Consider the following 13,431-nt stretch of genomic DNA (forward strand, 5'->3'; position numbering starts at 1 on the left):
CTACCAGTGGTATCAATTGGCATGCCGACTTATTACTGCCTGCTCCCTGCACACGCCAGTTTCGTATGCTGCGGTATCGTGAAACGCAGGAAAAAAGAAATAACACTATAAATTATAGTTGTAAAAGGGCAAACCAATAATCCCAGCGCCAGCCTGAAGCGCCTCAGAAACTAGACCCGCGCTCTCTGGTCGTCTTCGCCTGTATAACGAGCCATCGCATATCGATTCGCTGCACTACCGGGAGCGCGAGAAGCCATGCTCATCGAGTCTTTCCATCCGGCCACAAATCCATCTCTGCGCGACATCATACTCATTAGACGTTGCCCGCTGATCGGCTGATGGTGAGGATTCTTGCGGTCAGGATCACCGATGATGTATTCGCCGTTTTGAGTTCTGCCCGCGATGTAGATATAGTGCGGATTACCCGTGTGAGGGTTTATCACTTTCGCTACAGCTGTGTGCCCCTGAGCAAGCTCTCGATTCAAGTCTTGCATCGCCTGCGGTCCAACTCGACCCATTCCATAGTTGTAGACTTTGGTGTGCAAATCAGGAATTCCCTGACGCAAATTGGACGCCACCTGATCAAGGGTGCCACGATAGCCGTGACCAATCGTGCCGGCGATCTGCTTCCATCGCGAACTCTCGGCATTAGACGCCGGTCGACCGGTGCTCCAATCACTGCACATCATTGCCATGCTAAACGCAGAGCAACTATTACCATCGTTTTGAGGAGCGTAGAAACTATTGCGGTCGGAGGAAGAACGAAAGACTGTACCGCTGTTTTCAACTCTGGGATATCGATCTGCGGGTGGTAAAGATTGGTCTAGAGAAGTACGCCGATAGGGATTCTCGTACTGATTGTTTCCAGCGTATGGAGATTGCCCGTATCTGGGCTCGAAATTGTTCGAGGCCACACGGTAATTACCGGCAGGCGCCTCCTGCGGAGCACCGTCCGTTCGATACTGAGGGTTCGGCGAACGGTCGTAAGGTCCGATCGCTCCAGCGCCTCGTCCGACGTAGTGTTTGTCGAATGGGTTGCTACGACGCCAGGCTTCCTGATCGGGATTAGCAACCGAATTCTCCAGAGTCAAAGGAGGCGGATAGCCCGCTCTACTGAGCTGGCTGTTAGAGCGCCCCATCGCATCTAGCTGAGGCGGCACCATGGAGTTATTCAGGCGCATAGTCTCAAGCGCGTCTCGAGAGAAAGCAGCAGAGGAAGAGCGATGATCGAATGCATCTGCCCTGCCAACTCGACTATCTCGACTATCTACCCTCTCAATGCGCTCTGGTATGGCCACTTTTAGAATCCTGCAGCAGAATTTTCCACAGTGATACTGGCAAATTCTTGTTACCAAAACATAACAGAGCGAATATTGACCCATTTTCGGCGCAGGCGACCGGCTGTGCGAGAAAAGGAACCGCAAGAAAGTTCAGGTCCTTCTCTGGTACAGCCCGGAAAGATTGTGGTAAAAATGACGCATCGAGCCGTTTTAAAATACTCTCCAAGCGATTCTTTGTGGCCAAAATATTACTAGTCGACGACGATCAAGCCCTGACAAAAATGGTGCGTGACTGGTTGGTATTCGACCATCATCAGGTCGAAATAGCCAGCGACGGCAACGACGGGCTCTACAAAGTACTGACTTACGCCTACGACATCATCATCCTCGACCTCAACATGCCGGGCAAAGACGGCATCGAGATTTGCTCAGAATACAGAGCCAAAGGCGGGCAATGCCCGATACTGATGCTCACCGGCAGAGACAAAATCGAAAACAAAGAAGAAGGATTCAACAGCGGCGCCGACGATTACCTGACCAAACCATTTCACATGAAGGAACTGACTGTGCGCATCCAGGCGCTTTTGCGACGCGCCAGAACAGTGGCAGAGAAATCTTACAGCTGGGGCGACGTTAAGCTGGACAGCACCAGTTTCAAAGTCACCAAGGGCGATACCGAGATAAAACTACTGCCCAAGGAATTTGGTCTGCTGGAATTTCTGATGTCGAATCCTAATCGAGTTTTCACACCAGACGCCATTCTAGACAGGCTCTGGGCTTCAGAGTCGGATGCCACCAGCAACGCTGTGATCACCTGCATAAGCAGAATCAGGACCAAGCTCGACGACAAAGGCACCAAAAACTCGATTATAAAAACGGTGCACGGAGTTGGTTACCGCTTCGATCCTTAGCGCTTTGATCACTTCTTGTACTTGTTCGGATTGCCACCAGTGACAATACCAATCAGCAACATCAGCAAACCGCCTTCGATCGCCGGAACCCAGCCCTGAATGGTCAGAGTATGCGGCATAAAATCAGCCATGACCTTCAAGGTCACAGCCGGCAGCAGCCAGAAACCGAGCAACCAGAGGGGAATCAAGACCAGGAGCGCCATTCCAAGCGTAGTTACAGTCAGCACAGCCGTCAACGCAACTGCGCAAACTTCGACCAACCAGCCAAAAATTCCAAACAAAATCGCAGCTAAGAAGACATGGACAAAGCCGCCATGTACATCGATACCAGGAATCAACGGGAATATAAAATAGAATGCCAGAGCAATTAATGTAATTCGAATCAGCTGTGTCTTCACGACTTCGCTCCCATGTGCGGCAACCTAAAAATCACTGCTATTCATCTCAAACTGCATGCCTAGCGTGTCCGTGCGTGCCGTGCCAAGATATCCCAGCTTATTATTGGTCATATCATAGTCACCACTGGCAGTTTTTTTGATACGCGTTACAGTGTTATCCGGACGGTAGACGTCATACTCGATGCCGTTGATTTTGACTAGCTTTCCGCGGGCACCATTGGGATACGCGACGATATAACTGTTAGGACCACTCGGCGCAATGATTGTTCCATCAGCGAATCCGCCCACAACTTTGCCGCTGTTATCAGGGTACTTAACAACCGATGCCTGGCTGCCGTCAATCATTTGAATTTCCAGCAATGTGTAAGGTTTATTTTTCGGTGCTTTCTTATCGTACGGATCGAAATCTTTGGCTGAAAAAACAAACATACTATCTTTGAGCATGCCGCTTGCATCAGTTCCCAGTTCTGAAACCATCGCCTTCGCTACCAGTCGAACCGGGTGAAATCCTGTCTTCTTTTCGGGCACCGGCAAAGTGGAGAGGTAAGCCTGACAAGTCTTGACCGGGTCCTGGGCAGAATCAGATGCCGAGGGCGCCGCGTACTGTGTCGCGCCTGTCGGACCATTCTGAGTTTGTGTGACGGCATTGACGGCATCTGCGCCAAAAGCTTTGCCGGCAATGCTGCCTGCAAGCAATGTCGCCAGAGAGAGAGTCGTCCACTTAGATCTTTGCATTCCGCCTCCACAATAAAAACTTAGCGCGAACTCAGTATAGAACGAATCGCGTGCTGCCGCCCGTCAACAAACTTGCCCATGCAAGAAATTTGCAAGGAATCCGCAATTACGCTGCAAGAAGCCGAAGTTATTATCCTCTCACAAGGTTGAAGTATCTCCGCAACCTCTCATTACGACTCGGCATCGCTTACTTATCGGGAGCAAGAACATGGGTGCAAACAACGAATGCTCGGCAGAACTTGATGGAAGACGCGCAGCTGTAGATCTGGCCATGGCGAACCGTCCGGACGACTTCACAAACAAGTGCTGGAATATAGACCAGAAGCTGAACAGAGCCAATTCAGACTATGCCAGGTCATTTATGACGGCGATGAATAATGAACTGCAAGACAGGAATCTGCTTCCCAAAATAGAACTCAATATGGTCACAGCGGGTGACACACCAGCCATGCAAGCCTTGCAAAAGAATAAGCACGTCGAAACCCAAGATTTGATCAAAGACGAAGATCAATTGCGTGATTCAGGGCGCCACACAGAAGCCATGCTGATGCACAGACTCAGCTCGAACGCTCAAGAAATACACGACACGCACGCAGAAAGAAACTTCTGGGGCAAAAACCACGGCGGCATCAATATGGACCGCATCAATCGTTGGGCGGAGCAAAACAGAGCCGACATGCGTGGTGCTCTGGAGGACGCCTATCCGCGCTCCAACGACCGCAATTCAGAAGGTCCACAAAGTAATTTCGCGCCGAATAATTTCAATCACTTCCACAGACCGGAATCAAACTGGCACGACATGAAAAGCCAGAATATCGAGAAAGACAAGGTCGACCCACGCGCCACCGACTATGACAAGAAGCAAGACAACGAAATAAATCGCCTCAGCAAAGAGGTCTCGGAGCAAAAGAAATTTCACGAGCAGCTGGAAAAGGCTAATGAGCTCAAAGCTAAAGTGGAAGCCGGAGTAATCAAAGACGCTCATCACACTGTCAAGCATGGCGAGACTCTCTACGACATGGCTTGCCTTGCGTTGCACAAGGCGGGAAGAGACCACCTCACGCCACAAGCGATCAGATTCGAAGAAGAAAAAATTCGCGCTCTTAATCACCTGGCACCACATGAGAAGTTACGCTCCGGACAGTCGCTGATGCTGCGCACCGAACAGGAAGTGCAACACGAAACGGTACGCCGAATCAACCTCATGCGTCACCATGAGTAGCACCAGAAGTTCCTTCCGGTTCAAAATAATCGCACAATAGATTTAGGCGCCGAGCCAAAAAAGTGAGAGAGGACTTCTTCCTTTCTCACTTTTTAGTTGGACCTGCGATTTTATGCTGTGAGCAAGAGCGCCGGAATAATGCGCATATGCTCAGATGCTAATCTGCGCCACCGATATAAAGTGGCAGCATCTTCAACCATTCAGGCCAGTCATGCGCAAATCCATTCCACTCACGGAAAGCATGCCAGACACCTCTCTCCCAGAGCAAATCGGAGAACCAGCGGTTATTGCCGAACAGGGGATCTTCGTTGCCAATTGGAATAATCAATTCGAGCTGTTTGATTTTGTCTAAATGCTCTTGATTATGGAGTTGAATCAAAAACTCGCAAGGACTGCCTTGCGCAATAACTTCATTCATTTCCCCATTCGTCCACTCGCGAACATCGTAAACACCACTCATTCCAAGAGCACGGTTGAAGTGCCATGGGAAGCGCAATGCGATGCTCATCGAATGATAAGCGCCAAAACTGCAGCCAGTAGCAATCGTGTAAGGGTTGTCATTCTTCTTTTGAGAGAATGGCAATACCTCATAAATTATGTAGTCCTGATACTGCAGATGCCGTCTGGCGCGATCTGTGGGGCTGACGTGATGATTGAACCAGCTTTCCGGGTCAACGCTATCGACGCAATAAAGTTGCAGCCATCCACGTTCCAAATGCTCGTGGATCGGGTCGTTCATGCGCCGGTTCTCCCAGTCGAAGAAACGCCCTTCGGATGTAGGAAAAACGATAACCCGAGCTCCGGCATGACCAAAGACGGTCAGCTCCATGTCCCGGTTGAGGTGAGGGCTATGCCACTTATGATATTCTCGCAACATCCACTTGGATTCCTTATTTCGCCGCCTGCTTATATCTGCAAAGTTAGAGTGTACAGGACGTCGACGGTCAGCTGATTTCAAGAAGCTCAGAAAGGATCAATTAGTTAACCAAGTGGATATACTGTTCAGTGCTTGCCGGGCAGTCCACTGCTCTGCGCATCCTCCCGCACAAAATACGATCGGCGTGTCATGAATTCAGTTTTTCTATCTCCAAATTTCCCGCCCAACTTTGCAGCTTTCTCAACCCAACTTCGAGAGGCAGGCGCTACAGTCCTGGGACTCGCCGACGATCCTTACGACTCCCTCAGTCACGAGATACGCAGTTCGCTCACCGAATACTATCGTGTCTCTGATATGCACAACTATGATGAACTGGTGCGGGCACTCGGCCACTTCACCCACAGATACGGCAAGATCGACCACATAGATTCGCACAACGAGTATTGGCTCGAAACCGAAGCGAGACTGCGCACAGACTTCAATATTCCTGGCATTAACATGCACGATATAGCGAAAGTCAAACGCAAATCAGAGATGAAACGTGTCTTTCTAGAGGCGGGATTGAAGCCGGCGCGCGGTCGCGTCTGTCGAGATGAGGCTGAACTGCGTGCCTTTATCAAAGAAGTTGGCTTTCCGGTGGTGGCAAAACCTGATATCGGAGTTGGTGCGGCGAAAACTTTCAACTTGAAGAGCGAAGCCGACATCGCACCTTACATCAAAGAAAAACTCCACTGCGACTACATTGTAGAAGAATTCATCAGCGGTCAAATTGTTACCTTCGACGGACTTGTCGATCAGAACAACGAACCTATTTTCACCTCATCGCTGCGTTACTCGAAAGGAGTAATGGACGCAGTCAACGAGAATACCGATATCTACTACTACACAGTCAGAGACATCGAACCGGCAATCACAGATGCTGGTCTGAAGACGCTGAAAGCTTTTGATGTGCGCTCGAGATTCTTCCACTTCGAATATTTCATTTCGGAAGATGGCAAAACAGCTACTCCACTAGAGGTCAACATGCGTCCTCCGGGTGGTTTGACTCTGAATATGTTCAATTACATTTACGACTTTGACTGCTACAAGACATGGGCACAGCTCGTTGTTCACGGTGTCTCCAAACCGATGGGACCGCGCCCGAATTTCGTCATCTATGTCGGTCGAAAAGATCACATCCCCTACAAACTCTCCCACCACGATGTGTGCCAGAAATACGGATCAATCATGAAGCACGAAGAGCGGATCAGCTCAGTGTTTACAGGAGCGATCGGTAATCATGGATACATTTTGCGCCACGCCGAGCTGGAACCATTAATAGCAGCAGCCGATGACATACAGTGCCGCAACGGGTGACAGTACAGTCGCGAAATAATCCCTTTGAGGGACACGCAACAAGCGAGCGACAGGGAAAATACCCTGTATGCATGTTCACAGATCACCACTAGCAGTTGCTCTGGCAGTCACTGTAAAGCAGCGTCGCGCTGAACTAAACATGTCCAGCGAGGACCTCGCTGACGCTATGGGCGTGCCGCCTGAGATTGTTACGGACATAGAGGGGTCGACCCCGAATGACTCACTGTATTCAAAAGGCACGCTGATGCTTTTGTCGCTGGCGCTGAGACTGCCGGAAAACGCTCTGGTCGAATACAGCCATAATCCCTCTGAAACCGCCCCCGCACGCAAACCTGAGGCTGAACCTGCATCTGAATCGGAACCCACAGCCGTTCCAAAACCTGTATCTGCACCGGAACCAGAACCTAAGTCTAAAGAAACGGATGTTAAGCCAACAGAAGACACCAAGAAGGACTTGCAGGAATCAGTGCAGCCCCAACCAACAAGAAAAGCGATCGTACTGCCGCCAATGTTTGCGCGACGAACTCCAACAATTACTGAAACGGCACCGATTACCCCGAACGATAATGATGATGATCAACAAAAGGTTTACATCGGACTGGAAGCAATTCCGCAGGGTGACCTGGTATACAAACAATCGCGCAGCAAGCCTAAACTACCGAAACCAGAAACTCCCAGATCACCCTTCATCCCACATCACGGCATTGAGCCCAGGCGCAATATTCAACTTGGTCCCACGAACAGGTCCAAAGATCTCTTGCGAGATCTGGAATCACCACGCAAACAACCATTGCATTCAAATGAAAAACAAGACGTCAGTGAGGAAATAACGACGGCTGCAGGGACGGACTCAGAGACCGCAGCGGCAGTAACGGAAGTGGCGGTTAGTCAGGCGCCAGAGAGCGCCGGAAAAATCTACGTTCAACCTCCGCTCGCGACGCGGAAACGTTATGTTCCAGCTCTTGCAAGTCGGCTGCCCTTTTCAGACATTCAGAGAGAAACAGGAATTTTGCGAATCGATCAGCTGATGAACTCCGAATTGATTCAAAAGGACTTACCGAATTCTGAACCGAACGCAAAAGATGACTGAAAGTCCGGGTGAACAGAACTCAATCCTTGCCTAAAACTTCAGCCCAATCGTTCAAACCCTCTCTTTTACCGGCAGAAAGAGTAACATCGCGCTGCCCTTTGCACACCTTGTACTTAGCTGGAGTTGGATAAACGATCTGTACAGCCGCAGGGGGGAAGCCTTTGCATGAAGTTATGTCGAGCACGGCGGTGTGTGTATTGTCAGCGCGCACATCAACGAACGCAACGGGATAGCCGTTCGTAGCCGGCATCATGAATAGCTTTTGGACAAACTTACAAACAGTATCGTTATTCGAGATGGCAGGTGCAAGCCAGTACTTCGAAAGAACAACAGGTGATTCCGGTGGCAGATCACCAAGTGTCCATGCCGGTTTTACTTTAGTTCGGTCAGCTCGCATCAAAGTGAAGAGAACTGTATTCAAACCCTTAAACTGAGCCCGCGACTTTTTCGCCTGGTCGAGTCGTCCTTCAATAACGTAATAGCTGCTCAACGGAATGCCCGCCACAAGGAACTCTCGCATCGTTGTCTCGTACATTTTGGGAGTACTTCCGTCTCGATAGAACATTACTTTCCAGGTCGGTGCCATCGTCACAATGGAGTATCCCTCGGACAGGTTAACGGCTTTCACCTTATCCTTATTGACGAAAATCTGCCACCGCCCGAGCAAGTAATGCTTCTGCAACACGGAAAAAGCTTCATCGCTTAGAGGAGCAACAGAGGCCAACTTAGGCTGTGCCACTACACATGGCACTAATAGAAACGACGTAAGAGATGCCAGACAGGATACCCAAAGTTTGAACTGTCTTCGCATAACGGTGATCTCTTCAGTTCTACCAATGCTGAGATCATTAAATCACATGACGACAATCTTCGTGGGAAAAGACCAAAATTGGTGGTAGCCGAGAAGCCACAGCAATTACCACTTGAGCCTACTTGTCTGCATGCACGCTCGTAGCCTAAAGGCTACAGCAATCGCCTTCGACATTTGGCGCAAAACACCCGCAGCCCATGCGGTTTGAAGAAGCGCACATCTCCCCATTTACGTCCATACGCGATGTACATACGATCGTCACTGACACCTCTATAGGCGATGTGAACAAAGCCTTCGCAGCAAAGATCATCTTCAGGTTCAGTTGCTACAGGCTCAGGCTTGTTTTTCCTGAACAATGAAATCAGTCGATTCAAAAATGACACCATACAGATCCCCAACTTCTCTCAATCAATCAGTCAATCACCAGGAAGACCTGGAGCAATCAGTGAAGACTGCAGTCAATCACGAAGACTTCGAAACAGCAGGCAAGAAAATAGTAAATGTCGATCCTTTGCCCAATACTGATTCGACTTCAATTGTGCCGTGATGCCTGGCAACGATTTCACGCGTAATTGCTAATCCCAACCCCGTGCCCCCACTTGCTCTGGTTCTAGCTTTATCAGCTCTGTAAAAGCGCTCAAATATATGAGGCAAATCTGCGGCATCGATTCCGACACCATTATCTTGAACTTTAATGGCCACGCGCTCAGAATCAGCCAGACGCGCACTGACTGAAACGGTTCCAGCAGGCGGGGTGTAGTTTACGGCGTTGGTGACAATGTTGACGATCGCTCGTTGCAGCTGCAATGCGTTGCCACGGATAATCGGAGCCGTCTCGCTCTTACCATCCAGACCGTCTAAATTAACCAGCTCGACTTCTTTCTTGGTTGCATGAGCGCGTAGCTGTTCAACAGCATCGTTGATGACCTGCACGATGTTAACGTCATCATGCCAATCTTCTCCAAGCCCACCATCCAATCTGCTGATATCCAGAAGATCTCTGAGCAGACTGGTTTGCCGGTCGACGAGTCGCTCCAGAGAAGTGAGAAATTGTGGGCGCAGCACTGGATCTTCCGCCGCTCCAGCCTGCAGTGCTTCAACCACCGAGCCTATCGCCATAGTCGGTGTCTTTAGTTCATGACTGGCATTGGCAATGAACTCCTGACGCAACCGCTCCTGCTCACGCAACCGACCGATCATTTGATTGAAAGACAGCCCTAACTCACCAATCTCATCGCGCCTGCCGACCGGTACAAACTCGGACATGTCACCGGAGAGAGCAATGTTGCGAGCCATAGCACTCATCTCTTTAACGGGACGGTTAACTCGCTTAGCCATCCACAAACTGATCAGCAATGTGACAACGCCTGTTGCCAAGATAATTTTCAGAAAAACATACAAGTCATTGTTGAGCCGCCTTTCGATGTCCGTGAGCGGCAAACCGACCCTGATTACACCGGTGGTGTGACCTGCCGCTCGCACCGGATAGGCAATGAACAACCAGTTGCTATTCGTCTTGTTCGATTTCCGCTCGTAAATACCAATCACGCCGGCGAGAGCATCGTTGATTTCCGACTGATTGGAAATGTTCTCGCCGCTTGCAGTGTCGGTGCTGCCGGGTCCCCCGCCTGAGTCAGCCAGGACGTGCCCATCATCATTGACAACTGTGATCGCCACGCCCAGCTTGTTCGCATGCCGATCAACGGCCATTTTGATGCGATTGCGCGACTGCTCAGAATCGAGAGCCAGGTCATTATCGATTTCCAACGAGAGATTAACCGCCTCAACTTCAAGCGAGTTGCGCAGATCAACAATCGATTCGGACTTAATCATAAACAAAGCCCAAATACTGACCGCGAAAAGCGCGATCGTAACCAATGATATATATGTGACCAACAGCTGATTAGCTAGACTTCGAAAGAGCCATTGATAAATGTTTTTGAAAAATCCCATTTAAATCTCTCTGACTCTATGATGCTATTTCAGCATTTCCTCGTTGATTTTCACAGAACATGGCTATCATTCCTGTATGGTCATATTGAGCGCGACAACAAAAGAGTGTTAACACAAATCGAAATTTCTATGCCAAACTACTGATGCCGCGTAATGCGGAATTGGTTCGCAATCTTTGAGAACCACCAATCTGGAGGTCCTATTCCATAATGTCTGCTGTTGTGAACGTAACCGATACATCCTTTGAACAAGAAGTACTCAAGGCAGAAGTGCCAGTACTCGTCGACTTCTGGGCACCATGGTGTGGTCCGTGCAAAGCGGTTGCACCGGTTGTAGAAGATCTTTCAAAAGAGTATGAAGGAAGACTAAAAGTAGTCAAACTGAATACCGACGAGAACCCTAAAACTGCGCAAGCCTATACCATTCGCGGTATTCCGAGCCTCTATCTGTTTAAGAGTGGTCAGGTTGTCGAGCAGGTTGTCGGCGCTGTGCCGAAGGCAACCCTCGCCTCTGCAATCAACAAACACGTCTAAAACGAGTGGCTGACACGGTTATGCCGTGGATACCAGCGAACGTAATTGCGAGTACTGCGCCGAGCGTGATCAATTGACGATCAAATCGGCGCTGTTTTTGCACCCTTTTTACTGAATTAATGGCACTATTTTCGAACAGGACTTGAAAAGATAGTCCTGCTGGCTCGACTTGCAAAGATGCATATCTAACAAACTCTTTGCGCACCGAGCACATGTAAAAACTTTGAACCTTCTATAATTGCGGCTCTACGATCTGTAGACAGAACGCTGATGAGCCAGGCGTCGTGACGAAATCGTAATTCCAGGCGGTTTCGCGCAATTACTAAAGAGAAGCTCTGAAAAGGAGAAATTATGCGATTCGGATTACTCACATCGTTAGCAGTTGCCGCCGTCTCGCTTGCGGGTATGACGATGCCGCAAGCGAGCGATGCCCACACAACAGGCAAGCCTCATCACCACCACAAGAAAGCTTGCTCATCCAAAGCATGCGAGCAAGCATGCGCTGCCAAAGGTGGAACGATCATAGCTGTGGCAGCGAAAGCTGGTACATTCAAAGAATTGTTGAGTCAGTTGGAAGCTGCCGGTCTTGTCGGAGTTCTGAAAGGACCAGGACCATTCACAGTCTTTGCTCCAAACGACGCTGCATTTGGTCGCTCACGCTCACTGGACAAACTCAGCGGCGACAAAACCAAATTGGCAAACATCTTGAAATATCATGTTGTCAAAGGAAATTACTCAGCTGCAGACCTCCAGAACAAGCGCTCTTTGACTACGCTGGAAGGCGAGTCGGTGATGCTCAATGCCAAAGACGGAAAAGTAATTGTTGATGGAGCCATCGTAACCGAGGCAGACATCAAGGCTAGCAACGGTGTCATTCACGTAATTGACGCTGTTTTGGTTCCTGAACGCGGTAAATAGAGAGCCGGTCTACCGCCTCGTTTGGTATCGCATTTGATGTCAACGCACCGCCTCCGCGCGGTGCGTTTTCTTTTTTTACCGCCCGCGTTTCTCGCAACCGGCGAAGCAAATTCGATTTGTTTCTCAATGGCACATTTCGGATCGCTTAAATTTAGATAACTGAAGAGAGTTCCTGTGCCAATATATAAAAGGGTGTTTTGTCAGGACGAGCGAACCAATGCCACTTAGAGAAATGCTGATTGTCTTCATCGTCGTACTGGGCGTGGGCGCCTTCATCAACGGCATGCCGAAAGACGAAGACCCAATGCGCGAAGCTGTCAGCGATGTGCAAGCACCGGGCAGCGGTTCGTCATCGGAACTGCAAGCAAAAAGTCTTCTGGACAGTCCATTAATCGCCATTGGCACTGACGACAACTTCAAGGAAGAGGTTCTCTCCGCAAAGAAACCAGTGTTGGCAGTGTTTTATGTAGACAGCGACCCGCACTGCTCCAACATGGCACCCATATTCACCAGTCTGGCCGACAAATTCCAGGACACACTGAAGGTAGTCAAAGTAGACCTGATGACTAATCCCACGCTCTTCAAGAAATATTACGGTCAACTGCCGGCCATGGTGATATTCAAGAATGGCGCACAGGTTCAGGCTCTAGCAGGAGAAATGACCGAAGCAGACCTGATCGATTTCCTCAACAGACAGCACATAAAAGCCTCTGCTGCAGCGCCTTCGTCCGCGCCCCCCTCTCGCTCTGCAATGCCGGCCGGTTAACTCAAAAGCGCATCGAGCAGAGCCTTTTGGTATAGAACCTGCCACCAGATACGGCATCAATTGATGTGCACGGGATCGTAAGAATCGTGCTAAATCCATGCCACGACTTAAATTCGACGCTCAATTCGCCTCGTAAGTGGGTACACTTCTATATATGAAGAACCCTTAACCTCGTCCATTCGAGAAACGACTCACTGTTCAGACAATTAGTCGCTGGGGTAAACCCTGATACCAGTTCGGTATTAAGCAATTGGACCGACCACTACAAGTCAAGATAAAATGTCTATCAGCAGCGCGCTCTCAATCTCCCACTCCCAGTGATTACCAAATGAAAGACTACATAATCGCGTTTTTTGTCGTGTTGGCAATCAGCTGCTTCCTGAATGGAGGAGGCATCGCTGAAAACCTGCCCGTCGGAGTCGCAGGTACAAGCGACACCTCGTCCGGAACGAGAAGGGCCGATGGCCAGATTCCGGAGATCAACTACATAGACGGAGCTTCAAAAGCTCCGCAAATCACCCAGATTGAAGATTCAGACCGTCGCGAATCTAGCCACTCGCAAAACGGCAGCAACTTTTAGG

15 protein-coding genes are annotated in these 13,431 nt (G+C 49.7%); 8 read left to right on the top strand and 7 right to left on the bottom strand.

Features of this window, described 5'->3' with window-relative positions:
• Positions 1–170: 170 nt before the first annotated feature.
• A complete protein-coding gene (locus EKK48_02555) occupies positions 171–1,181 on the bottom strand; it encodes a hypothetical protein (GenBank protein RTL45336.1) in 1,011 nt (336 codons plus the stop codon).
• Positions 1,182–1,231: 50 nt separating this feature from the next.
• Between EKK48_02555 and EKK48_02560 the strand changes: the two genes are divergently transcribed.
• Positions 1,232–2,191 carry a response regulator transcription factor gene (locus tag EKK48_02560; GenBank protein ID RTL45337.1) on the top strand — a complete coding sequence of 320 codons (960 nt, stop codon included), beginning with the start codon at positions 1,232–1,234 and terminating at the stop codon, positions 2,189–2,191.
• Positions 2,192–2,199: 8 nt separating this feature from the next.
• Here the strand turns inward: EKK48_02560 and EKK48_02565 are convergent, their stop codons facing one another.
• Positions 2,200–2,589: a hypothetical protein gene (locus EKK48_02565; protein ID RTL45338.1), complete on the bottom strand. Its 390-nt coding sequence runs from the start codon at positions 2,587–2,589 to the stop codon at positions 2,200–2,202.
• 24 nt (positions 2,590–2,613) lie between these two features.
• Positions 2,614–3,324 (bottom strand): hypothetical protein, encoded by a 711-nt coding sequence (locus EKK48_02570; protein RTL45339.1) that lies wholly within the window; start codon positions 3,322–3,324, stop codon positions 2,614–2,616.
• A gap of 208 nt (positions 3,325–3,532) precedes the next feature.
• Here EKK48_02570 and EKK48_02575 point away from each other — a divergent pair, with 208 nt between their 5' ends.
• Entirely contained in the window at positions 3,533–4,546 is a 1,014-nt protein-coding gene (locus tag EKK48_02575) for a LysM domain-containing protein (GenBank protein RTL45340.1), read from the top strand.
• A gap of 157 nt (positions 4,547–4,703) precedes the next feature.
• On the opposite strand, the gene EKK48_02580 is transcribed toward EKK48_02575, so the two are convergent.
• A complete protein-coding gene (locus tag EKK48_02580; GenBank protein ID RTL45341.1) occupies positions 4,704–5,423 on the bottom strand; it encodes an esterase in 720 nt (239 codons plus the stop codon).
• A 189-nt stretch (positions 5,424–5,612) separates the two neighbouring features.
• Between EKK48_02580 and EKK48_02585 the strand changes: the two genes are divergently transcribed.
• A complete protein-coding gene (locus EKK48_02585; protein ID RTL45342.1) occupies positions 5,613–6,779 on the top strand; it encodes an ATP-grasp domain-containing protein in 1,167 nt (388 codons plus the stop codon).
• A gap of 67 nt (positions 6,780–6,846) precedes the next feature.
• On the top strand, positions 6,847–7,869 hold the full coding sequence (locus EKK48_02590; GenBank protein ID RTL45343.1) for a hypothetical protein: 1,023 nt from the start codon (positions 6,847–6,849) through the stop codon (positions 7,867–7,869).
• Positions 7,870–7,888: 19 nt separating this feature from the next.
• Here EKK48_02590 and EKK48_02595 read toward each other — a convergent pair whose 3' ends face one another.
• The 3 genes from EKK48_02595 to EKK48_02605 form a co-directional block, all read right to left on the bottom strand.
• Positions 7,889–8,680 (bottom strand): hypothetical protein, encoded by a 792-nt coding sequence (locus EKK48_02595; GenBank protein ID RTL45344.1) that lies wholly within the window; start codon positions 8,678–8,680, stop codon positions 7,889–7,891.
• Between the two features lie 152 nt (positions 8,681–8,832).
• Positions 8,833–9,054 carry a hypothetical protein gene (locus EKK48_02600; GenBank protein RTL45345.1) on the bottom strand — a complete coding sequence of 74 codons (222 nt, stop codon included), beginning with the start codon at positions 9,052–9,054 and terminating at the stop codon, positions 8,833–8,835.
• An 88-nt stretch (positions 9,055–9,142) separates the two neighbouring features.
• Positions 9,143–10,633, bottom strand: coding sequence for a HAMP domain-containing protein (locus tag EKK48_02605; protein RTL45346.1), 1,491 nt, complete (start codon positions 10,631–10,633; stop codon positions 9,143–9,145).
• 209 nt (positions 10,634–10,842) lie between these two features.
• Between EKK48_02605 and trxA the strand changes: the two genes are divergently transcribed.
• From trxA to EKK48_02625, 4 genes are all read left to right on the top strand, one after another.
• Entirely contained in the window at positions 10,843–11,166 is a 324-nt protein-coding gene (gene trxA / locus EKK48_02610) for a thioredoxin (protein ID RTL45347.1), read from the top strand.
• A gap of 411 nt (positions 11,167–11,577) precedes the next feature.
• On the top strand, positions 11,578–12,084 hold the full coding sequence (locus tag EKK48_02615; protein RTL45455.1) for a fasciclin domain-containing protein: 507 nt from the start codon (positions 11,578–11,580) through the stop codon (positions 12,082–12,084).
• A gap of 217 nt (positions 12,085–12,301) precedes the next feature.
• Positions 12,302–12,850 (top strand): hypothetical protein, encoded by a 549-nt coding sequence (locus tag EKK48_02620; protein RTL45348.1) that lies wholly within the window; start codon positions 12,302–12,304, stop codon positions 12,848–12,850.
• Positions 12,851–13,178: 328 nt separating this feature from the next.
• The gene (locus EKK48_02625; GenBank protein RTL45349.1) at positions 13,179–13,430 is read left to right on the top strand and encodes a hypothetical protein; all 252 of its coding nucleotides are present in this window, start codon (positions 13,179–13,181) and stop codon (positions 13,428–13,430) included.
• Position 13,431: the final 1 nt, after the last annotated feature.

It is taken from the genome of Candidatus Melainabacteria bacterium (genome assembly GCA_003963305.1).
Lineage (GTDB): Bacteria > Cyanobacteriota > Vampirovibrionia > Obscuribacterales > Obscuribacteraceae > PALSA-1081.